21 protein-coding genes and 3 pseudogenes are annotated in these 22582 nt (G+C 63.1%); 15 read left to right on the forward strand and 9 right to left on the reverse strand.

The genetic code is table 11. The annotated features are described in order from the left end of the window. Positions 1–152: 152 nt before the first annotated feature. A complete protein-coding gene (locus G4G31_RS20885) occupies positions 153–2249 on the reverse strand; it encodes an ATP-dependent DNA helicase (RefSeq protein ID WP_182989220.1) in 2097 nt (698 codons plus the stop codon). Continuing rightward, positions 2236–2436: a YdcH family protein gene (locus G4G31_RS20890; RefSeq protein WP_182989221.1), complete on the reverse strand. Its 201-nt coding sequence runs from the start codon at positions 2434–2436 to the stop codon at positions 2236–2238. Before G4G31_RS20890 ends, G4G31_RS20885 begins: the two co-directional genes overlap by 14 nt. Before the next feature lie 166 nt (positions 2437–2602). Here G4G31_RS20890 and G4G31_RS20895 point away from each other — a divergent pair, with 166 nt between their 5' ends. After that, entirely contained in the window at positions 2603–3379 is a 777-nt protein-coding gene (locus G4G31_RS20895) for a PP2C family serine/threonine-protein phosphatase (RefSeq protein WP_182989222.1), read from the forward strand. A gap of 58 nt (positions 3380–3437) precedes the next feature. On the opposite strand, the gene G4G31_RS27020 is transcribed toward G4G31_RS20895, so the two are convergent. From G4G31_RS27020 to G4G31_RS20925, 7 genes and pseudogenes are all read right to left on the reverse strand, one after another. Next, positions 3438–3785, reverse strand: coding sequence for a hypothetical protein (locus tag G4G31_RS27020; RefSeq protein WP_229425160.1), 348 nt, complete (start codon positions 3783–3785; stop codon positions 3438–3440). Further along, positions 3754–4137 (reverse strand): hypothetical protein, encoded by a 384-nt coding sequence (locus tag G4G31_RS27025; RefSeq protein WP_229425161.1) that lies wholly within the window; start codon positions 4135–4137, stop codon positions 3754–3756. The genes G4G31_RS27020 and G4G31_RS27025 overlap by 32 nt, the downstream gene beginning before the upstream one ends. 53 nt (positions 4138–4190) lie before the next feature. Beyond that, entirely contained in the window at positions 4191–5288 is a 1098-nt protein-coding gene (zapE, locus tag G4G31_RS20905; RefSeq protein ID WP_182989223.1) for a cell division protein ZapE, read from the reverse strand. Positions 5289–5456: 168 nt separating this feature from the next. Further along, complete coding sequence (gene lpdA / locus G4G31_RS20910; protein ID WP_182989224.1) at positions 5457–6890, reverse strand: dihydrolipoyl dehydrogenase; 1434 nt, start codon at positions 6888–6890, stop codon at positions 5457–5459. A gap of 14 nt (positions 6891–6904) precedes the next feature. Next, the gene (locus G4G31_RS20915) at positions 6905–7282 is read right to left on the reverse strand and encodes a PspC domain-containing protein (RefSeq protein ID WP_182989225.1); all 378 of its coding nucleotides are present in this window, start codon (positions 7280–7282) and stop codon (positions 6905–6907) included. A gap of 89 nt (positions 7283–7371) precedes the next feature. Next, positions 7372–8638: pseudogene (odhB, locus tag G4G31_RS20920) on the reverse strand (2-oxoglutarate dehydrogenase complex dihydrolipoyllysine-residue succinyltransferase). A gap of 86 nt (positions 8639–8724) precedes the next feature. Next, entirely contained in the window at positions 8725–11586 is a 2862-nt protein-coding gene (locus tag G4G31_RS20925; protein WP_182989226.1) for a 2-oxoglutarate dehydrogenase E1 component, read from the reverse strand. Positions 11587–11977: 391 nt separating this feature from the next. Between G4G31_RS20925 and G4G31_RS20930 the strand changes: the two genes are divergently transcribed. From G4G31_RS20930 to G4G31_RS20985, 14 genes and pseudogenes are all read left to right on the forward strand, one after another. After that, positions 11978–12658 carry a PepSY-associated TM helix domain-containing protein gene (locus G4G31_RS20930; RefSeq protein WP_182989227.1) on the forward strand — a complete coding sequence of 227 codons (681 nt, stop codon included), beginning with the start codon at positions 11978–11980 and terminating at the stop codon, positions 12656–12658. Between the two features lie 24 nt (positions 12659–12682). Next, positions 12683–13198: a DUF2271 domain-containing protein gene (locus tag G4G31_RS20935; RefSeq protein ID WP_182989228.1), complete on the forward strand. Its 516-nt coding sequence runs from the start codon at positions 12683–12685 to the stop codon at positions 13196–13198. A gap of 14 nt (positions 13199–13212) precedes the next feature. Beyond that, a complete protein-coding gene (locus tag G4G31_RS20940; protein ID WP_182989229.1) occupies positions 13213–14043 on the forward strand; it encodes a DUF4198 domain-containing protein in 831 nt (276 codons plus the stop codon). Positions 14044–14215: 172 nt separating this feature from the next. Further along, positions 14216–14857, forward strand: a pseudogene (locus tag G4G31_RS29480) (FAD:protein FMN transferase); the annotation flags it as partial. Positions 14858–14945: 88 nt separating this feature from the next. After that, entirely contained in the window at positions 14946–15104 is a 159-nt protein-coding gene (locus G4G31_RS29485) for a hypothetical protein (protein ID WP_374011328.1), read from the forward strand. Between the two features lie 90 nt (positions 15105–15194). Further along, positions 15195–16049, forward strand: coding sequence for a flavodoxin domain-containing protein (locus G4G31_RS20950; protein WP_229425162.1), 855 nt, complete (start codon positions 15195–15197; stop codon positions 16047–16049). Between the two features lie 56 nt (positions 16050–16105). Beyond that, positions 16106–16450, forward strand: a complete 345-nt coding sequence (locus G4G31_RS27030) for a hypothetical protein (protein ID WP_229425652.1) — start codon at positions 16106–16108, stop codon at positions 16448–16450. A 156-nt stretch (positions 16451–16606) separates the two neighbouring features. Continuing rightward, a pseudogene (locus G4G31_RS20955) lies at positions 16607–16711 on the forward strand (IS3 family transposase); the annotation flags it as partial. 67 nt (positions 16712–16778) lie between these two features. Continuing rightward, positions 16779–17540, forward strand: coding sequence for a DUF6445 family protein (locus G4G31_RS20960; RefSeq protein ID WP_182989230.1), 762 nt, complete (start codon positions 16779–16781; stop codon positions 17538–17540). Positions 17541–17689: 149 nt separating this feature from the next. Next, positions 17690–18310 carry a dephospho-CoA kinase gene (gene coaE / locus G4G31_RS20965; RefSeq protein ID WP_182989231.1) on the forward strand — a complete coding sequence of 207 codons (621 nt, stop codon included), beginning with the start codon at positions 17690–17692 and terminating at the stop codon, positions 18308–18310. 1 nt (position 18311) lies between these two features. After that, positions 18312–19421 (forward strand): pantetheine-phosphate adenylyltransferase, encoded by a 1110-nt coding sequence (gene coaD, locus G4G31_RS20970; protein WP_182989232.1) that lies wholly within the window; start codon positions 18312–18314, stop codon positions 19419–19421. Positions 19422–19946: 525 nt separating this feature from the next. Further along, positions 19947–20477 carry a hypothetical protein gene (locus tag G4G31_RS20975; protein ID WP_182989233.1) on the forward strand — a complete coding sequence of 177 codons (531 nt, stop codon included), beginning with the start codon at positions 19947–19949 and terminating at the stop codon, positions 20475–20477. A gap of 232 nt (positions 20478–20709) precedes the next feature. Then, entirely contained in the window at positions 20710–21084 is a 375-nt protein-coding gene (locus G4G31_RS20980) for a hypothetical protein (protein WP_182989234.1), read from the forward strand. A gap of 1077 nt (positions 21085–22161) precedes the next feature. Next, a complete protein-coding gene (locus G4G31_RS20985) occupies positions 22162–22533 on the forward strand; it encodes a DUF6404 family protein (RefSeq protein WP_182989235.1) in 372 nt (123 codons plus the stop codon). The last annotated feature ends 49 nt before the right edge of the window (positions 22534–22582 follow it).

Below are 22582 nucleotides of genomic sequence, written 5' to 3' on the forward strand. Positions count from 1 at the left end.
GCAATCAGAGTCAAGCGTTGCTGCGGCTCCAGCGCCGTACCGCGTGGAGTCGGGACTCCACCCTACAACGACGCGTGCGGCAACGGCGGGATATGCCGCGTTGTATCAAGAATCCGTTGGACGCGTAGGCGGGGAACCCGCCTACGCTACCTTCAAGCCTCTGGCTTGAAAAACCGGATCACGTCTTCCTGCACGCGCGTACGCTTGAACGGCGGCAGGCTCTGCCAGATGCGGCGGCCGTAGGGTTTACTGATCAGGCGCGGGTCGCAGATCATCAGCACGCCGCGGTCGTCGACATCGCGGATCAGGCGGCCGGCGCCCTGCTTCAGCGTGATGATCGCCTCCGGCAGCTGGTGGTGCATGAAGCCGTTCAAGCCCTGCTTTTCCATCACTTCGATGCGTGCGGCCAGCACCGGGTCGTCCGGCGGCGCGAATGGCAGCTTGTCGATGATTACCAGCGACAGCGCCTCGCCGCGCACGTCCACGCCTTCCCAGAAGCTCTGGCTGCCCACGAGCACCGCGTTGCCGGCATTGCGGAAGGAGTCGAGCAATTCGGTGCGGCCGCGCTCGCCCTGCACGAACAGCGGGAAGTCCAGCCCCCGGTCGGCGAATTCCGCGCGCAGGCGTTCGGCCACCCGGTTGACGGCGCGAATCGTCGTGCACAGGAAAAAGGTGCGCCCGCCGGCCGCTTCGATCACCGGCAAGGCGGCATCGACGACGGCATCGGTGTACTGGAAGGAATTTGGTTCCGGCATGCCAGTGGGTACGTACAGGATGCCCTGCTCTTCGTAGTTGAACGGGCTCGGCCAGGTCAGCGCGGGCTCGCCGCTCAAGCCCATCTGGTCGGAGAAATGCTTGAAATCGTTTTTTACGGCCAGCGTGGCCGAGGTAAAGATCCAGCTGCGCGGCGTGCCCTCGCGCTGGTTCTGGAAGATTGGCGCGATCGACAGCGGCGTCTTGTGAAGCTGCAGCGAGGAATTGAAGGCCTCGACCCAGAGCACGGCCTGGTCGCCTTCGACGAGCTTGCCCTTGGGCGCGGCCTTCCAGGCGTCGTAGGCGGCTTTCAGTTCGACCGCGCGCACGCGGCAGGCTTCCAGCGTCTCGGCACGCGCCGCCTGCTCTTCCAGCACCTCGATCATGCCGTCGAGCTCTTCCTTCAGCTTGTCCAGCGCCGGGAAAAAGGCCGAATTCGGCAAGATCTGCGGCAGCGACATGCGCGTACCGCCCTCGGGGAAGGTCAGGCGCAGGTCGCGCGCGGCCTTTTCGACCACGGTGACGACTTTCGCCCAGTCCACGCCCGCGCGCGCATGCGCCAGACCCTCGGCCAGCACGTCGCGGCACAGTTCCAGCACCTGCGAGGTCGAGACCGACTGGCCGAAGAACAGGGTCGCGGTATCGGGCAGCTGGTGCGCCTCGTCGAAGATGATGGTATTCGCCGACGGCAGCAATTCGGCCACGCCGGTGTCCTTCAGCGCCACGTCGGCAAAGAACAGGTGGTGGTTCACCACCACCACGTCGGCCTGCTGGGCTTCCCTTCTCGCCTTCATCACGAAGCAATCCTGGTAATACTGGCACTCGGCACCCATGCAGGTGTCGCGCGTGGACGTGACCAGGTTCCAGACCGAGGCCGTTTCCGGCACCTTGGCCAGTTCCGCCTTGTCGCCCGAATTGCTCATCTTGATGAAGCGGGAGATCTCGCGCAGGTGGCCGACGTCGTCGCGCGAGGTCAGGCGCCCGTTCTGCAAGGTACGTTCGAGATGGAAATGGCAGACGTAGTTCGAGCGGCCCTTGAGCAGGGCCACCGACACCGGGGCCTTCAGGGCTTGGCGGATGGTCGGGATATCGCGCAGGAACAACTGGTCCTGCAAGTTCTTGGTCCCGGTCGAGACGATGGTCTTGCCGCCCCACAAGAGCGCCGGCACCAGGTAGGCGAAAGTCTTGCCGGTGCCGGTGCCGGCTTCGGCCATGAGCACTTTCTGGCCGTCGATGGCGCTGGCGATGGCTTTCGCCATCTCGGTTTGCGAGGTGCGCGGCTTGAAGGTGCCGACGGCCGGCGCAAGCGGGCCGCCGGTGCCGAACAGTCGATCGAGCTCGGCATCGTACTTGCCTGCGGGCGCAGCCGCAGGGGCGTCGACACCGGAGGCCTCGGCTGCGGCGACAGGCGGGTCGGCGCGCGAGGCGCCGGGCACGGGAAGTTGGTCGGTCAAAATGGGCGGACAGGAAAGCGAAGACTGTTCAGGCCGGGACATCCGGCACGAGTTGCATTTTCAGCAGGGTGATATGGTCTTTCAGTTGCAGCTTGCGCTTCTTGAGGCGGCGCAGCTGCAACTGGTCGGCATGGCCATCGGCCGTCAGTACTGCGATGACCGCGTCGAGGTCCCGGTGTTCCACGTCAAGTTCAATAATGCGGCGCTGGATGTCTTGGACATCGGTCATGATGGCGGTTCCGGACAAGTATTTCGACAAGGTGGGGCGGTGGCGCGCGGCGGTGAGAAGAAGCTTATAACTTGCAACACGGAGGCTTCTCAGTGCATAGTTTAATCTACCCCGACGTTGCCGCCAACAAAGATTGGCCCCTGAGCCACGGAAAGCATCAAAGTTTATGAATCTCTTCAAGATCGAAGCGGGTACCGCGCAACACATCGGTAACCGCCCGCGGCAGAACGATCGCGTCGCCCTGCTGACCGGCGCACGCGCGCCCGGCTACCTGCTGGCGGTGCTGTCGGACGGCCTGAACGGCCCATCTGCCGCCGACCAGGTATTGCATACGGCTAAGCTCATCTTCGATGAGTTCAAGCCGAGCGATACCGCCAATCCCGAACGCCTGGCGCAACTGCTGCGCGACATCGTCCACGAAACCCATCTCGTGGTCCAGATCAATGCCGTGACCGCCGGCGAGGAAACCCATGCCAGCTTTGTCGGGCTGGTGATCTCGCCCCACGGCGAGGCGGTCTGGGCCCACGTGGGCGACTCGCGCCTTTACCGCTTCGAGAACGGCGAACCGAAGCTGCGCACCAACGACCAGGCCTATATCGAGCACCTGGTCGCCCTCGACAAGCTGCCGCTGGAGGCGGCGCGCAACCATCGCCGCTCCAAGCTGCTGGTCAACGCTGTGGGCAATAGCCGCAAGGAGCCTTACGTGACGGTCGGCTGGCAGATGGGCATGGCGCCGGGCGACCAGTTCCTGCTCTGTTCGGACGGGCTGTGGCACTTCTTTACCGACGCCGAACTCGGTGCCGCGCTGGCACGATCGACGCCGCGCCTGGCCGCGGAAAAGCTGATCAACAAGGCTGCCGAGCGCTCCCAGGGCAAGGGTGGCAATTGCTCGATGGCGATCGTGAAGCTGGTCAAGCCGGTGCAGGAGTTCGCGCCGATCTAGCCGGGCCGCGCTGCCTGCCTTGCGGCAGGCCGGCGTGCCCTTCCACCTTATCGACGTTTCAGCGCGCCGGCACCGCCGCCTTTTGCTCGGCCTGCGTCTTCTCGCGTTCGGCCTGCTGGGCCGTGCGCTTGGCGGCGCGCTCGGCCTTGCGCTGCGCCACGGCGCGCTGGCGTTCTTCCGACTTGCGCCGCCGCTCCTCGTAGGCGGCCGCACTGGCCGCGCGCCTGGCGGCGTTCGCCGGCTCCTGCGCGGCTTCCTCGGCCATGCGCGCGTTGCGGCTGGCAACGCGCTTCGCCGCCGGCGAAGGCCGGGGCGGCGGCAGCGGCGTGGTCGCCTTGGGAGTGGGCGGCGCCGTGGTCGCGGTGCGCGCTTCCTCAGCCTCGGAACTTGGCCTCGGCTTCGGCAATCGCGCGGTCGCGCTCCTCGACCTTGTTCTTGCGTTTGAAATACTCCGCTTCGATCTCGATTGCGCGCTGGGGGGCGAGCGCCGCGCGGCGGCCTTCTTTTGCCTCGTCGAGACAATGATTGACAAAGAATTTCTTGTAGCACCCGGCTTCGCGCTCGGCGTAACGCGCTTCGATCGCGGCGCGTTCGGCGGCCACGCTTGCCAGGCGCTCGTCAGCCTGGACCACCGACGTGGTCGGCGCGAGCGGGGTCGCGACCTGGGTCGGGCCGTCTGCGGCGCAGGAAGCCAGCAGGGCCGCCAGCAGGCCGGCAATGCCCGCGCGCCGGATGGACCGGGCCATGGTCAGGTTCATGGTGTTCCCTTCTTCATCTTGTTTCCTTCTTCTTGTTCTGTCCGGTCAGCTTGTTATGCGATGGCGGCGGCGGCACCGCGCCGTTCGGCAAGCATGTATTCGCGCGACTGCATCTCAATGATACGCGAGACGGTGCGATGAAATTCGTTTGCGAGCATGCCCTGGGTGTAGAGCGCTTCCGGTTCGACGGCGGCCGACATCAGCAGTTTCACCTTGTGGTCGTAGAAGACGTCGATCAGCCAGGTGAAGCGGCGCGCCTCCGACGACTGCCCTGCCGACATCGCCGGGATGCCGGACAGGACCACGGTGTGGAAGCGCGTCGCCAGTTCCAGGTAATCGTTCTGCGAGCGCGGGCCGCCGCAGAGGGTCGCGAAATCGAACCAGATCACGCCGCCAGCGCGGCGCAGCGCGCGGATCTCGCGGTTCTCGATGTGCACGATCGGGCTTTCGTCGGCGGTATCGGCCACCTTCGCATAGGCTTCGCGCAACTGGCGGTCGGCGGCCGCGTTCAGGGGCGTGTAATAGGCCTGCACCTGCTCGAGGGCGCGCTTGCGGTAATCGTTGCCGGCGTCGACATTCAGGACGTCGAGCTTGTCCTTCAGCAGGGCAATGGTAGGCAGCATGCGGTCGCGGTGCAGCCCGTCCGGATACAGCGTGGACGGCTCGTAGTTCGAGGTCATCACGAAGCTGACGCCGTTATCGAACAGGGCCGTGAGCAGGTTGTACAGGATCATCGCGTCGGCGATGTCCGAGACGTGGAATTCGTCGAAGCAGATCAGGCGGTATTTGCGGGCGATGCGTTTCGCGACCTCGTCGAGCGGATCGGCGACGCCCTTGAGCTCATCGAGTTGGCCATGCACGGCGCGCATGAACTCGTGGAAGTGCAGGCGCGTCTTGCGCACCACCGGCACCACGGAATAGAAGGAATCCATCAGGAAGGACTTGCCGCGCCCCACCCCGCCCCACATGTAGACGCCCTTCGGCACGTCCGGACGGTTGATGAGGCGCTTGAAAGCGGACGACCGCTGGGCCTTGTACTGGACCCAGTCGTCGTACGCCTGCTGCAGGCGGTCGACCGCGGCCTGCTGGGCGGGGTCGGACTGGAAGCCGCGCTCGTTGAGGGCGTGCTGGTAATACTCTTGGACGTTCATGGATGCGATTGCGTTAGCGCTACGGGTGTTAACGTAGGGTGGGCGCCCCGAGCCCACGCGGTGGTCGGCATGCGCACCAGACCGCGTGGGCACAGGGCGCCCACCCTACAAGACCGCCCATTTCGCTGCGCAAGCTTCGCGCACGAACGAGCGGTCTCGATAAAGCAATTAGAAATTCAGCGAACGCTTGTCCACCGCCAGCGCCGCTTCCTTCACGGCTTCCGATAGCGACGGGTGCGCGTGGCAGATGCGGGCGATGTCTTCCGACGAGGCCTTGAATTCCATCGCGACGACGGCTTCCGAAATCAGCTCGGAAGCGACCGGGCCGACGATGTGCACGCCCAGGATTTCGTCGGTCGTGGCATCGGCCAGGAATTTCACCATGCCCGAGGTGTCGCCCAGCGCGCGCGCACGGCCGTTGGCCATGAACGGGAAGGTGCCGGCCTTATAGGCCACGCCTTCGGCTTTCAGCTGCTGCTCGGTCTTGCCGACCCAGGCGATTTCCGGCGAGGTGTAGATCACCCATGGAATCGTGTTGAAGTTGACGTGGCCATGCTGGCCGGCGATGCGCTCGGCAACTGCCACGCCCTCTTCCTCGGCCTTGTGCGCCAGCATCGGGCCGCGCACGACGTCGCCCACCGCCCACACGCCCGGCAGGCTGGTACGGCATTCGTCGTCGACGACGACAAAACCACGCTCGTCCAGCTGCAGGCCAACGGACTCGCCATTCAGGCCGGTCGTGTTCGGCACGCGGCCGATCGAGATGATCAGGCGGTCAAACGTGGCGCTCTGCTCGGCGCCGGTCGAATCGGCGTAGGCCACCGTGACGTTGTTCTCGCCCTTGGTGATCGCGCCGATCTTGCAGCCCAGGTTGATTTTGAGGCCCTGCTTGGTGAACAGCTTGTGCGCTTCCTTGGCGATCTGCTCGTCGACGGCGCCGAGGAAAGTCGGCAGGCCTTCGAGCACGGTCACGTCCGCACCCACACGGCGCCACACCGAACCCATTTCCAGGCCGATGACGCCGGCGCCGATCACGCCCAGCTTCGAAGGCACGGCGTCGATCGCCAGTGCGCCGGTGTTCGACAGGATCAGCTTCTCGTCGAATTCCGCGCCCGGCAGCTGGCGTGCGTTCGAACCGGTGGCAACGACCACGTTCTTCGCCGTCAGGGTGTCGGTCGTCGGACCGGTCACGTTGATGGTGTAGCCGCCTTCCGCCTTGCCGGCGAAGGAGCCGCGGCCGTGGAAGAACGAGACCTTGTTCTTCTTGAACAGGAACAGGATGCCGTCGTTGTTCGCCTTGACGACCGAATCCTTACGCTTGAGCATCTGCGGCAGGTTCAGTTCCAGGCCGCTGACGTTGATGCCGTGCTCGGCAAACGCGTGGCCGGCGTGCTCGAAGTGTTCCGACGACTGCAGCAGTGCCTTCGACGGGATGCAACCGACATTGGTGCAGGTGCCGCCCGGGGCAGGTTTGCCGGCGGCGTTGCTCCATTCGTCGATGCAGGCGGTCTTGAAGCCCAGCTGGGCTGCGCGGATGGCCGCGATGTAGCCGCCGGGACCGCCGCCGATGACGACGACGTCGAATTGTTTTTCGTTACTCATGAATTAATCCTTAGTTATTCTTCGGGCACGAATATCCACATCAGCAGATAGACGAGCAACCCGAACCCTGAAGTAATGAGGGCAAACACGCAGAAGACAAGGCGCCAGACCCAGGCCTCGATGCCCATGACGCCATGCAGGCCGCCGCACACGCCACCGAGCCAGCGGTCGCGGCGCGAACGGCGCAGCGCGCGCAACTGGGTCTCGACATTGCGGCTGGCGGACTCGAAGCCGCTGCCGCTGCCGCTGTAGGCCGTGCCCTTGCCCAGGTTGACGCGCTCGTTCGGCGCCGCGCCGGCAAGGACCTTGGCCTTGGCCTGTTCGAATTCGGCGTCGCTGAGCGCGCCGGCCTGGTGCAGTTCGTGCAAACGCCGGATTTCATCGGAGATCATGGCTGTCCTCACTACGCTTGGGTATTTCTTGACCGTTCGAAAAGGACATGCCCGCACGCGCAGGCATGTCCCCGGTACCGCCGGACCGCTTACAGGTCGAGCAGCAGGCGTGCCGGATCTTCCAGCGCGTCCTTCATCGCCACCAGGCCGAGGACGGCTTCGCGGCCGTCGATGATGCGGTGGTCGTACGACATCGCCAGGTAGTTCATCGGACGGACGACGATCTGGCCGTTTTCGACGACGGCGCGGTCTTTCGTTGCGTGCACGCCCAGGATGGCCGACTGCGGCGGGTTGATGATCGGGGTCGACAGCATCGAGCCGAACACGCCGCCGTTCGAGATCGAGAACGTACCGCCCGACAGGTCTTCCAGGGTCAGCTTGCCGTCCTTGGCTTTCTGGCCGAATTCGCCGATCTTCTTCTCGATCTCGGCGATCGACATCTGGTCGGCGTTGCGCAGGATCGGCACCACCAGGCCGCGCGGCGAACCGACGGCGATACCGATGTCGAAGTAGCCGTGGTAGACGATGTCGTTACCGTCGACCGAGGCGTTCAGGATCGGGTACTTCTTCAGCGCGGCAACGGCGGCCTTGACGAAGAAGGACATGAAGCCCAGCTTGACGCCGTGCTCTTTCTCGAATTTGTCCTTGTACTTGTTGCGCAGGTCCATGACCGGTGCCATGTTCACTTCGTTGAACGTGGTCAGGATCGCGTTGGTCTGCTGCGACTGCAGCAGGCGCTCGGCGATACGGGCGCGCAGGCGGCTCATCGGCACGCGCTCTTCCGGACGGTCGCCGAGTTGTGCGACCGGTGCGGCCACCTGTTGAAGCGCTGGCTTGGCCGCCGCTGGAGCGGCAGCCTGCGCCTGCGCAGGCTTGTTCGCCACGGCGTTCAGGGCGTCGCCCTTGGTGACACGGCCGTCGCGGACCCGAGCCGTCGATGCCGGCGGCAGTCATGCTGTTGTCGGCCAGGATCTTGGCGGCGGCCGGCATGGCCACGCCAGAGTGCGATCCGCCAGCAGCGGCAGGCGCTGCGGCAGTCGCCGGCGAAGCGATCGGCGCGTTCGGCGCAGCCGACGGGATGGCTTTCACTTCCAGCGGGCTGGTCTGTGCCGAAGCTTCGGTGTCGATCACGGCGATGACTTCGCCGGCGACGACGGTCGCGCCGTCGGCCTTGAGCAGTTGCACGATCACGCCAGCCGATGGCGCCGGCAGTTCAAGGACCACCTTGTCGGTTTCGATGTCGATCATGTTCTCGTCGCGCGAGACCGGCTCGCCGACCTTCTTGTGCCAGGACAGCAGGGTCGCTTCGGCGACGGATTCCGACAGTTGCGGGACCTTGACTTCGATTTGTGCCATGTAAAACTCCGTTAAATTGTTCTGTAGTCTTGAAAGACGAAGGCGCTAAAACCGGGCGTCTTGCGACGACCGGTTTGCGCTGACATTTATTTCGTCAGGATGAAGCCCTTGAGCTTCGAGAACGCCGTGTCGAGCAGTTCCTTCATCTGCGCCACGTGCTTGTCGGAGTAACCGACGGCAGGGGCGGCCGATGCCGGACGGCCGGCATAGGCCAGGCGCTGACCTTCTTCCATGTTTTCGAAGATGTTGTGCTGGATCTGGAACCAGGGACCCTGGTTTTGCGGCTCGTCCTGTGCCCAGACGATCTCGACCGCGTTGCTGAACTTCTTCAGCTCGGCCGCGAACGACTTGTGCGGGAACGGGTACATCTGCTCGACGCGGATGATGGCCACGTCCGAGACGCCGCGGGTCTTGCGTGCGCCGACCAGGTCGTAGTACACCTTGCCCGAGCAGGCGATGACGCGCTTGACCTTCGAGGCTTCGATCTTGTCGTCGGTCTCGCCGATGACAGTCTGGAAGCCGCCCTTGGCCAGGTCGGTCAGCGGCGAGCCGGCGTCCTTGTTACGCAGCAGCGACTTCGGCGTGAAGATCACCAGGGGCTTCCTGAACTGGCGCACCATCTGGCGGCGCAGCAGGTGGAAGATCTGGGCGGCCGTGGTCGGCTGCACGACTTGCATGTTGTTGTCCGCGCACAGCTGCAGGAAGCGCTCGATACGGCCCGACGAGTGTTCCGGACCCTGGCCTTCGTAGCCGTGCGGCAGCATCATGGTCAGGCCCGAAGCGCGGCCCCACTTCACTTCGCCCGAGGCGATGAACTGGTCGATGACGACCTGGGCGCCGTTGGCGAAGTCGCCGAACTGGGCTTCCCAGATGGTCAGCGTGTTCGGTTCGGCGGTCGAGTAGCCGTACTCGAAGCCGAGCACCGCTTCTTCCGACAGCACCGAGTCGATGACGGTGAACTGTGCCTGGGTTTCCGACACGTTGGCCAACGGCAGGTAGATGCCCTGGTCCCAGCGCTCGCGGTTCTGGTCGTGCAGCACGGCGTGGCGGTGGACAAACGTACCGCGGCCGGCATCCTGGCCCGACAGGCGGATCGCATAGCCCGAGGACAGCAGCGAAGCGAATGCCAGGTGCTCGCCCATGCCCCAGTCGAGGTTCATCTCGCCGCGGCCCATGGTGGCGCGGTCGGCCAGCACTTTTTCGACCAGCGAGTGCGGCTTGAAGCCTTCCGGCACCTTGGTGATGCGTTCGGCCAGGCGCTTCAGTTCGGTCAGCGGCACGGCGGTGTCGGCCGCATCGGTCCACTTCTTGTTCAGGAACGGCGCCCAGTCGACGGCGTACTTGTTCTTGAAGTTGGTCAGGATCGGGTCGACCGTGTGCTTGCCGGCGTCCATCGCGTCGCGGTAGGCGGCAACGAGCTTGTCGCCTTCGTCGGCCGGGATCGTGTTCTGGGTGGCCAGCTTCTCCGCGTACAGCTTGCGCGTACCCGGGTGCTTGGCGATCTTCTTGTACATCAGCGGCTGGGTCAGCGCCGGGGTGTCCTGCTCGTTGTGGCCCAGTTTGCGGTAGCAGACGATGTCGACGACGACGTCCTTGCCGAACTCGGTGCGGTAGTCCATCGCGATCTGCGAGGCCAGCACGACCGCTTCAGGGTCGTCCGCGTTCACGTGCAGCACCGGTGCCTCGATCATCTTGACGACGTCCGAGCAGTAGATGGTCGAACGGGCGTCGCGCGGGTCGGACGTGGTGAAGCCGATCTGGTTGTTGATGACGATGTGGATGGTGCCGCCGGTACCGTAGCCGCGGGTCTGCGCCAGGTTCAGGGTTTCCATGACCACGCCCTGGCCGGCGAAGGCTGCGTCGCCGTGCACCAGGATCGGCAGCACTTCCTTGCCCTTGCGGTCGCCGCGGCGTTCCATGCGCGCCTTGACCGAACCTTCGACGACCGGGTTGACGATCTCGAGGTGGGACGGGTTGAAAGCCAGCGACAGGTGGACCGGGCCGCCCGGGGTCGAGATGTCGCTCGAGAAGCCCTGGTGGTATTTCACGTCGCCCGACGGCAGGTCGTCGGCGTGCTTGCCTTCGAATTCCTCGAACAGTTCCGATGGCGCCTTGCCCAGGGTGTTGACCAGGACGTTCAGGCGGCCGCGGTGAGCCATGCCGATGACGATTTCCTGGACGCCCTTTTCACCGGCGCGCTGGATGGTTTCGTCCATCGAGGCGATGAAGGATTCGCCGCCTTCGAGCGAGAAGCGCTTGGCGCCGACGTACTTGGTGTGGAGGTAGCGTTCCAGGCCTTCGGCAGCGGTGAGGCGCTCGAGGATGTGGCGCTTCTTCTCGGCCGAGAAGGTCGGGGTCGAACGGATCGACTCGAGGCGCTCCTGGATCCAGCGCTTTTCGGTCGGGTCGCTGACGTACATGAACTCCGCACCGATGGAGCGGCAGTAGGTGTCGCGCAGCATGTTCAGCAGGTCGCGCAGCGAAGCGCTTTCCTGGCCGAAGTAGGTATTCGAGATGTTGAACTTGGTGTCGAGGTCGGCGTCGGTGAAACCGTAGAACGACGGATCGAGTTCCGGGATCGGCGCTCGCTCCTGGCGCTGCAGCGGATCGAGGTTGGCCCAGCGCGAGCCGAGGTAGCGGTAAGCCGCGATCAGCTGGGTGACGGCGACGCGCTTGCGTGCCAGTTCCGGATCGGCTTCGGCAGCGGCGCTGACGGTGCGGATGGCACCCTGCTTGGCGCGCTCGGCGAACGAGGCGATGACGGACGAGTGCACGACGTCCGGACGGGTGCTGCCGTCGACCGCAGGCACGTGCTGCATGTTGTCGAAGTAGGCGCGCCAGTTCTCCGGCACCGAACCTGGGTTGTTCAGGTAGGCTTCGTACAACTCTTCCACATACGGCGCATTACCGCCGAACAGGTACGAGTTGGCGTTATATTGCTGCATCATTGTTGCTCACCTTTCTTCGCGCTTCGCGAGTTTGGCGGGTTGGTTTAACCTTCCGCGACACGGCCTGACCGGTTAGCGGATTGCACACTTCAAGACATCAAGTTGTGAGGGAAGGCCTCTCGGGGTGGCAATAAAGCTACTGCGCGTCGAATTTCCAGCCTGCGGTGCTCGCCGTACTCAAGTACGGCTGCGCGCCTCGGCCGGAACTTCTTCCGCTCGCTACGCTTTCTTGCCATCCCGTGTTGTGTTACCAGGAAGGATCTCTCGATTCTTCGCAAAGTGGCGGGTATTGTAACGCAACATCCGGCGCGCATAGGGGGTGGGGTAAATTTTGTTGACCGGCTAAATGATAATAGTTATCATTTGCGTTGTGTACTCAACAGGAAATTGCATGTCTGCCCAGAACCCGCCGGGTTTACCGTCCAACCCGTCCCAGGGCGGTGCCGCCGCCCTTCCCGGTGCGCGGCGGTCGCTATGGCTCAAGACGCTGCACCAGTGGCATTGGATCAGCTCGGCGATCTGTCTGATGGCGATGCTGCTGTTCAGTATTACCGGGTTCACGCTGAACCATGCGGCGCAGATCGAGTCGAAACCGCAGGTCACGCGCCTCAAGGCGACGGTGCCGGCGGCGCTGCTGCCGGAACTGCGGGCCTATGCCGAAGCGCATGTCGATGGCGAGGCGGCCGTGCCGCCGGCGCTGGTGGCATGGGCGAATGGCGCCTTGCCGGTCGACCTGCGCGGACGCACGGCGGAATGGAGCGAGGAAGACGCGTATATCGCCCTGCCCCGTCCGGGTGGCGATGCCTGGCTGCGAGTCGGGCTCGACGGCAAGGCCGAATACGAACTCACCAGCCGCGGTACGATCTCCTGGCTGAACGACCTGCACAAGGGCCGCAATACCGGGCCGGTCTGGAGCTGGTTTATCGACATCTTCGCCCTGGCCTGCCTGGTGTTCTGCATTACCGGCTTCCTGATATTGAAAATCCACGCGGCCAACCGGCCGTCGACCTGGCCCGTGATCGGTTTCGGCATCGTCCTGCCGGCCGTGCTCGCGCTGCTGTTCATCCATTAATCGTCTCTATATAGAAGGCTCTGCATGAAACTGTCTCCCTCGCTCGCCGCCCTGACCCTGCCGCTGCTGTCCGGCGGCGCCGTGGCCGCGGACTTGTCCGTGAAGTTCGAATTGCCGCAGCTGAACGTGGCCGAGTACCACAAGCCGTATGTCGCGATGTGGATCGAAAAGGCCGACGGCTCCGTCGCCTCGACCCTGGCCGTGCTCTACGACGTCAAGAAAAAGGACAACGCCGGCGAGAAGTGGGTGAAGGACATGCGTACCTGGTGGCGCAAAGTGGGCCGCGAGACCACCCTGCCGATCGACGGCGTTTCCGGTGCCACCCGCGCCGCCGGCACCCATACGTTGAGCTTCGGCCCGGCACGCACCGGCATCGACAAGCTGCCGGCCGGCGATTACAAGCTGGTCGTGGAAGCGGCGCGCGAAGCGGGCGGACGCGAACTGGTGCGCGTGCCCTTCGCCCTGCCCGCCAAGGGCAAGGTGGCGGCCAACGCCGTCGGCAAGGAAGAACTCGGCGCCGTGTCCATCAACATCCAATAATAAAGAGGCAGATCATGCAAAACTCCTTCATCAAGCACGGCGTACTGGGTCTGGTCCTGCTGGCCGCGGCCGGCGCCGCCAGCGCCCACCGTCCCTGGATGTTGCCGACCTCGACGATCGTCGAGAGCAAGGACGCCTGGGTCACGATCGACGGTGCCATCTCCGAAGGCCTGTTCGACGTCGACCACATGCCGCTGCGCATGGATGGCGCGCTTGTTACCGGCCCGGATGGCAATACCGCCCCGGCCCCCGCCGCCGTGATGGGCAAGATGCGCGCCTCGATCGACCTGCCCCTGCCCAAGGAAGGCACCTACCGCATTGCCCTGGTCAGCACCAACGTCATGGGCAGCTACAAGGTCGGTGAAGAGGTGAAACGCTTCCGCGCCAGCGAGGCCGATTTCGCCAGGCAGGTGCCCGCCGGTGCCCAGGACCTGCGCAAGACCATCACCCACCAGCGCATCGAGACCTTTGTCAGCGCCCACAAGACGAATGACGCGGCCCTGAAACCGACGGGCAAGGGCCTGGAGATGGTGCCCCTGACCCACCCGAACGACCTGCGCGCCAACGAGACCATGCGCGTGCGCTTCCTGCTCGACGGCAAACCGCTGCCGAACCTGCCGTTCAGTCTGGTACCAGGTGGCGTGCGCTACCGCGGCGTGGCCGGCGAAATCCGCCTGACCACCGACGCCAAGGGCGAAGCCAGCTTCAAACTACCGGCCGCGAACATGTACTGGATGAACGCGGCCTACCCGCCGAATCCCGGCAAGGGCCCGGCGCCGGACAACGGTCCGGCGGAGACCCGCCGTTATGCCTACACGGCCACTCTCGAAGCGCTGCCGGAGTAAGAAAGCTTGTACCCGGGCGCGCCACATTCGGCGCGCCCGTTTGCTCCCCCCTTTGGCACCCATGCGCGACGTCCTCGTCCCTCTCACCATCGATCCTGCCCCGCCGCCGGCCGGCAGCGCGCTGTTCGACGCCGCTGGTTCCACCATGGGCACGCGCTGGTCGGCACGCCTGATGCTGCCGTCCGGCGTGCGCAGCGAATTGGGCAGCCAGATGCAGCGCGAGCTCGACGGGATCAATGCCGAGATGAGCCACTGGCAAGCCGATTCCGATCTTGGCCGCTACAACCGCGCCGCGCCCGGCAGCTGGCATGCCCTGCCGCCGCGCTTCCTGGAAGTCGTCGACTTTGCGATAGGTGTGATGGGTGAAAGCGGCGGCGCTTACGACCCGTTTGCCGGCGCACTCGTCAACCTGTGGGGTTTCGGCCCCGAGCGTCGTTTTGACCAGCCGGGCTTTTATGCCCCGGCACCGGACGCGGTACAGGCAGTGCTCGCCCGACGCGCGGCGCTGCGGCCCGTCCGTGATGATGAGAACCGCCTGCTGCAGCCGGGCGGCGCCCTGCTCGACCTGTCCTCGATTGCCAAGGGCTATGCCGTCGACCGCCTGGCCTGGTGCACGGAACAGCACGGCGTCGGCCACTACCTCGTCGAGATCGGCGGAGAACTGCGCGGCGCCGGCATGAAGCCGGACGGGCAGCCCCGGTGGGTGACGCTCGAAGGCGTGCCCGGCGCCGACGACATTCCGGCGGTCGTCGCCCTGCATGGCCTGGCCGTGGCCACCTCGGGCGACTACCGGCGCTTCTTTCATCACGGCGCCCGCCGTGCCTCGCACACGCTCGATCCCCGCAGCGGCTACCCGGTGGCGAACGACATCGCCTCGGACCACCGTGGTGGATGCGCGCTGCATGCCGGCCGACGCGCATTCGACGGCGATTACCGTCCTCGGTCCCGAGGCGGGCCTGGCCTATGCCGAAGAGCGCGACATCGCCGCACGCCTGCTGCTGCGCCGGGCCGGGCGCCTCGAAGAACGCGTGAGCAGCGCCTGGCGCGCGCTCCTGCAATGACCCTGCCGCCACCATGATGACCATCGACCCTGTCCGCTGGACGGCCGCCGCCGCCACCCGGTCCTGGCCTGGGGCGGCCTGTGCGGGGCCATGCTGGGCCGCCGGCGCCAGCCCGCGCAGCCGCAGGACGCCGACTGGCTGGTGGTGCATGCCAGCCAGACCGGCAATGCCGACTACCTGGCCCGGCAGACCGCCGCCACGCTCGCAACCGGCGGCCTGTCTGCACGCACCATCGACATCGCCGACCTCGACGCCGCCATCCTGCAGGGCGCCACCCGGGTGCTGTTCGTCGCCAGCACCTACGGCGAAGGCGACGCGCCCGATGCCGCCGCGCGCTTTGCCGCCGTGACGATGGCAGGGGATGTCGACCTGGCGCAACTGCACTACGGCGTACTGGCACTGGGCGACAGCAGCTACACGCACTATTGCGGCTTCGGCCGCGCCCTCGACGCCTGGCTGCGAGCGCGCGGGGCCACGCCACTGTTCGAACGCATCGATGTCGACCGCGGGAATGCCGACGCCATCGCCGCCTGGCAGCATCAACTGAGTCACCTGGCCGGTACCAGCGACCTGCCCGACTGGGAAGGCCCGGCCTATGGCGAGTGGCGCATCCTCGAGCGTACCCTGCTGAACCCCGGCAGCGCTGGTGCCCCGCTCTACCGCATCGTCCTGATTCCTGCGGCGGGCGGCTTGCCCGACTGGGAAGCAGGCGACCTGGTGCAGGTAAGCGCCCCCGGCGACCCCGACCTGCCGCGCGAATACTCGATCGCCTCGGTGCCGGGTGAAGGACGCATCGAACTACTGGTGCGCCTGCAGCGCCACGAGGACGGCAGCCTTGGTGCAGCCTCCGGCTATGCCTGCAGGCGACCGGGCACGACATCATCGCCCTGCGCATTCGCACCCATCCGCGCTTCCGCCTGGGCGAGAACGCCGCGCGGCCGCTGATCCTGGTCGGCAATGGCACCGGCCTGGCGGACCTGCGCGCCCACCTGAAGGCGCGCATCGACGCCGGCATGGATGAGAACTGGCTCGTTTTCGGGGAGCGCAATGCCAATGTCGACTTCCTGCTGCGCGAGGAGCTCGAAAGCTGGCACGCGGCCGGCAAGCTGGCGCGCCTGGACGCCGTGTTCTCGCGCGACACCGCCGAGACGCGTTATGTGCAGCATGCGCTGCTCGAGCAGGCTGACACGGTGCGGGCATGGGTCGCACGCGGCGCCGCGATCTATGTCTGCGGCAGCCTGCAGGGCATGGCGACCGGGGTGCATGAAGCCTTGTGCGCCGTGCTCGGCAGTCAGGCCGTCGACGATTTGGCCGCCGACGGACGCTACCGGCGCGACGTCTACTAAGCGCCCGACAACAGCCCTTGCTTGTTCAGACAGCAACATCGTACACTGAGCCGTTCTGGGCGTCTGCTTTCGGCCACAACCGGGCATTCGAAGGCTTGCAACGTTTGGGCATGGGCCGCTCTTCACACTGGATAGCAAACCATGAAACGAAGTTTGAAGGCTGCCAGGGACGTCTTTGACTACATCGAGATGTTCTACAATCCAAAGCGCCGGCACGGCTTCAAGGAAAAGCTGTCGCCAATCGATTTTGAAAAACGATAAGGTGAACGGCGCGCGAGTGTCCAGGGAACCGTAGTCGATTCAAAGCTTACTTGCGCACGCCATTTTTTTGACCACGAAAATGTTCAATCCGCGGCCCCTCATCCGGTCCATTTCACTGCCTGGCTTCAAGCCATGCGTGGTAATCGACGACTTTCTGCTGGACCCAGAAAAAATGCTGGCATTTGCGGCTGCACGACGTGCTGCTTTCGCTGTCGATGCCGGAAACTACTTCCCTGGGCCCGAGGTGGCCATGCCATCAGACTTTACTGCACTCCTCAGTGAGTTTTTCACGCTACATATACGGCCTCTGCTGGGCGGGCGGCGTACATTGCAAGCTACAAGCCGACTTTCCATGGTCACCAAACCCCCAGGCACATTGCAGCCGCTCCAGCGCATTTGCCACAGCGATACGATGGTGGGTACCCGACGTGTCGACTCACAGGCCGGCGAAGCCATGGCCGCCTCGGTTCTTTACTTGTTCCGTGATCCCGACCTTGGCGGTACGAGTTTTTACAAGCCACGCAGGCCGCCGGAAGAGATCGCCGCCCTTAACTGGGAGGCACGTGCGTTGACCGGAGAGGCGTTCAGTCGGCTCCTGGGTGGGCCACCCGGCTACCTTACGTCAAGCAATGGCTATTTTGAACAGATTGGCACAGTCCCGGCCGCCTACAACCGGGCTATTTTTTACGATGGGGCTATTCTGCATTCGGGGCAGATTGACCGCCCGGAACGCTTATCCAATGACCCGGAAGAAGGCCGCCTTACGCTAAACGGTTTCTTCCTGCATCGTCTTACTGCCTCTGAGGCCGCACGACACCTCTTCAGGTAATTGTGACTGTTTGCGTAAATCCCAGCAGCGTGACACGTTCGTACAAACGGGTGGCCAATGGTGGCAGGCGCTAGCCTTCCACCTGCCACTCATCCGACCGCGAGGGGCCGATTTCGGCCAGACGCGGCTGTCGATAATTTTCATTAACTATGACCCTGTCTGCCTTCACCAGGACCAACCCGCGCATTGTCGGCCTCACCGGCGGCATTGCCAGCGGCAAGTCGCTGGCGTGTACGATGTTTTCATCCTTGGGCGTGCCGACGCTATGCATCGATCTCGTCGCGCGGTCCATGCATCAGGACCCGTCCCATCCCGCCACACGTGCGCTCGCGACCGCAGTTCCTCAGGCGATGACAGCCGATGGTGCACTACGGCGCGGTTCCCTGCGTACACTGTTTGCCCGCGACGAGACCGCCAACACGGCTTTGAAAGAGATTTTCCGCCCCTACGTCCAGCAGGCCGTCAGACAATGGACTGACGCGCAGAGCGCCCTTTACGTGGTGTGGGAGGCAGCTCTCCTGGCTGACCTCGGTCTCTCGGTCGACCGAATCCTGGTCATCGAGGCGCCACCAGAGCTCCGCACAAGTCGCATGCTTACCCGTAGCCCCGGCTGGTCTCGCGACGATGCCGAACACCTCATCGCGGTGCAGGCCGCAACCCCGCTCCCCTTCGCTTCGCCCACCGACATTCTCATGAATACCGGTACGCGGGATGACCTCAGCCAGCGCGTGCGCGCCCAACACGCCTGTTACCTTGCCCGTTGGAGCTGACATGAAAGCAATTGCCTTCTCGGGTACGCTTGACCCCATCACCAACGGTCACATGTGGGTCATCGGCGAAGCCCGCGCCCTGGCGGACGAAGTGATTGTTTTTCTGTCCGAAAATCCGTTCAAGAAACCTCTGTTCCCCGCTGAAGATCGGCAACGGATCGTGGAACGCAGCGTGGCAGAGCGAGGCTGGACGAACGTCCGGGTAATCGTCGTGCGCGGCGACTACACAGCACGCGCGGCCAAGCGGCACGGCATTGACTACCTGATCCGCGGGATTCGCAACACGGCCGACTTCGACTACGAAAACCTGATCCAGCAGGCGAACGTCGACGTTTTACATGGAGCCAAGACGATTTTCGTGATGCCGCCGCGTGACCTCGGCTCGGTCAGTTCCAGTTTCGTTCGCGGCCTGCAGGGCCCAGTCGGCTGGCACTGGATGACGCGACAGTTCATCCCCGGTCCCGCCTACCAGGAGTGGGTTCTGGCGTGGCTGCGCACGGAATGGCGGGCGCTATGGCCTGGCGAGGACCAATGGTTTGAGCGCCTTACCGGCCCCACAGCTTATGGTGGGCCGGACCGGCCCTACCACAACCTCGATCACCTCGTGCACGGCCTGACGGAAATCCGAATCTGGGCTGAGAATACAGGTAGCACTCCGGAAGACATGGCAGTGTTGAAGAAAGCGTTCTGGTTCCACGACGCCGTCTACATCCACGGCCCTCAGGAGGTCAGCAACGAGGAAGCGAGCGCGCGGCTCTGGCTCGGCAGCGGGCTGCCCGACGCGCGGGCGGACGAGGTGGCGGCACTGATCCGCGCGACTGACCATTTCCAGACCGAAGCTATCAACCATCCGCTCAAGCCGGCGATGCTCGGCGCCGATCTGGCGATCCTGGGACAGGACCCGCAACAGTACGACTCCTACGCCGCGGCCATCCGCCAGGAATACGCGGTGGTGCCCGACCCAGTCTACCGAGAGCACCGGACGCGAGCGCTTCGTACGCTGCGAGACAAGGCTGCGCGCGCCGAACTCTTCACGGATGCCTGGTTTGCCAGCCTGTACTCTGAACGGGCACGCGAGAATCTGGAGCGCGAGCTGCACAGCCTGGAGTGACAGATCCCACACGGTAGCTTCCACTTGGCAAGCTGGTATCATCGCTTGACAGGCCGGTTTCGGCCACAAGCGGTCTTTCGCAACTCGAAACGTCTTAAGCGCACCATGACGCGAAAACTAGGTTTCTTATTAGTCGTTGTCGGTTTTGGATGGATGGTTTTATTGCAAGGGGGGCAGTCCCTGCGCGGTGGAATCAGACCAATTCTCGAAGTCGCATACGCTCAGGTAGATTACGGCGGACGCTCGGCCATTCCTTCCAAAGAGGTCATAGAACTGCTAAGCGAAACGGCACGTAGATGCTACGATGCTCAGCCGCTATTTCTGCTACCTGGTGTAACCATGTTAATCGGCGCCATTTTGATTGGGCGACGAAGCGTCGGCATCTCAGATGACAAGCGAACCCATTTTTAAAACCGTCCGCTCAGGGTCGATTCCGGCCGGTCGTCATAGCACAGAGATGTTTTCCATTGGCAAGCTGCTATCATCGACCGACAGGCCGATATCGGCCAGAAGCTGCCCTTCAACATGCATATGAAAATATACCGCTACGTTCTGCTGTGTTCCTACCTTTTGCTAACTCTCCCACAAGCCCTCGCGCAAGATATTGGAGTCCTACATCTCTCTCCGCTTCATTTGGAGTTGCCAGCAACCTGGAGCTTCGACCAGTCAAAGCAGCCAATCGAAGGTCACGGTCTAAATGGTGAAAAGCTTCTTATCTCGGTCATGCGCAAGCGTGCAGGCCCTGCAACCGAGGCTGTGCCGAGCGTAAAAGAAATAGCTCAAAAGTTTGCTCACGGACAGATGAGCAAGCTCGCATCGAAAGGTGGTGCAACGATTGTGCGGCCTCTCAGCGAGTTCCCAGTCCCGGAAGGAAAGGCCGCTTATTCAGTCGCGTCTGAAAAATCAAGCCCGTTCGGCGGGAAAAAATATTTCATCCAGTACATTTTTGCTACTCCGGAAGTGATTATCTTTCTAACGTTCGAGGGAAATGGCGAAGCGCTGAGTGCTATGCGTCAATCAGATACGCTTCTTAATACGCAACGCTGGGATGACTAGACTTGGCTCGCCAGTCGGACCGACAGTCATAGTTGCGACTGTTGGGATAGCGATGATTATGATGCTGATATTGCCGATCATCTTAAAGCGCCGCACCAGCCACAGGTATGACTGCTTTGGGTCGTAAGCGGACGCTACCATAGGTCCGCTAACGACCAGAAACGGACCGACACCAAATGATGTCTGTAAATCTATGATGGTTACTCGAACTGCAAAGGTTTTCGTGCCTTTCGTGCTTTCCACTGTCGCCCTTTGGACGTGGACAGCTTTCGCTATTCAATGGCTGCTTCCGGACTACACCGCATTTGAAATTGTGATTGCCGACGTTTTTGTCACGATTGCTGCAATCGTCGCGTGGTCTGAGCCGGATTTTGCCGACATTACTGAGGCTGGATGGTTGGGTGTCTCTTTGGGTGGGCTGCTCGCCTCGCTTCTCTTCGTGGAGATTAGCTGCTCTGGTGGCTTGCAACTTCGCGCGTCCGGGCCGTACTGCGAGTCTTACAAGCCAGGTGGGATTGGGATGATTTTCGATATCGCGGCTATCGCGCTTACATTGGCCGCGCCGGCATGCGCTGTACGTAAGGCGCTGGAACGAATGGCTTTATAAGGTCCATTCGATACCCAGAGGTTCGTCCACTGAAGGTCTGCAATGGGTCTATTGTGTTGAAAAAGTCGCCAAGCAACTTTTTTGACCTGTTTTCGGCCGGTTAAGAGTCCAACCAGCTGGCGTTCGTTGAACAGGCGCGGTTTTGTGTAGTCGAGGTAACGCTCTTTCGTGGACGGAAGGCAAGCGCTCCGAGTTTTTCAACACAATAGGTCCAGAAGCAATGGGATGGACTCCCCTCCCCCTGAGGGCACGTAAGTGCCAAACTGGAGTTTCCACACAACCAGTTCAGAAAGAAGGAGTCCACCATGAAGATTATCCGTGTTGGGGTCGTTCGACAAGAGTCTGCACTTAACGCACCAAATATTTCGTTAGGCATCTATGCGTCAACTCCGGGGTCCTACCGCTATCTTGCTCTGCGTCGTAGCTGCGCTATTGTTGGCATCCCCACTTGGGCTGTATTGGCTGGGCTTGAGCGGCATAGATGGCTTCCCGCAAAAGCCATTGCAGCTTGCCTCCAAAGAGCAGCAGGTACTTGTTTGGAGAGACGCTCGTGGCGATGGTGCGCCCCGTATCGAAGCAATGAACCCTTACTCGTTCGCCATTACGCTACTAGTTGACAGAAACCCGAGCGCACCTCCTGATCAGCAGATTGTCTGGCGGGTTGCCTCCAGCTATCTCGCAGGCCATCAGCGAAACAAGGGGATGGGCTGGTGGCATCTGTCAGGTGCCGCGCTCACCATTTGGCTGTCACGCAACTGGACTAGCGAGGAAATCTTGTCTGCCGCTGCTCTGTCTCGATAGTCTGCTTCGGGGTCGGTAGGAGACGTTCATTAAGCGCAGCGTGCTCCCCGCAATAATTTCCTTGTCGAAAACCGATCCTGTACACTGACCGCTTACGAACGTGTGCAATCAGCCGGAACGGAGCTTGTCCGTCTATCGATCCGTTGGATGCGGTCTGGAGCTCGGCCTGTGCGATCTGGCTAGCGACTTAATTACGTCAAGGCGGACTGGCCGGGAACGGCGCGGTTCATTGTTCATGTTTCGGGCAGCCGCCGCTTACCTCAACATTAGGTGCGCATGACAAATTCCATCAAACTCCAAAGCTACAAGCAGCACATGGCGGCGAAGGGCGTGGGTGAGTCCACGGCTTTCCCGCCTGCCTGGAGCATGCTCTGGTCCATCGGCTTCAAAGTCCCACCACCTCCTTTCCTCGGTTTCGTTTCGCTCGTCCTGATCTGTGGCGGCTTTTTCGGGCCGGTGTTCGGGATTGGCGTTTGGTTGCTGGGTAATCGCGGTATGCGGGAAATGCCGGCTAATAAGGCTATGTGGGTGGCGCTCATCACTGGCGCCGCGTTCGGCATAATCATGGCCGCGTACTATCGCCACATTGCACGCAGGCATCGGCTGGGCTCTTGGGCTGCGTTTTCGCTTGGAGCGGTGCGCAGCTGACGATAACGAGCGCTTACAAAGCCCTTTGCTTGCCCTCGCAGTAACACCG

Source organism: Massilia sp. Se16.2.3 (assembly GCF_014171595.1).
Classification (GTDB): Bacteria; Pseudomonadota; Gammaproteobacteria; order Burkholderiales; family Burkholderiaceae_D; genus Telluria.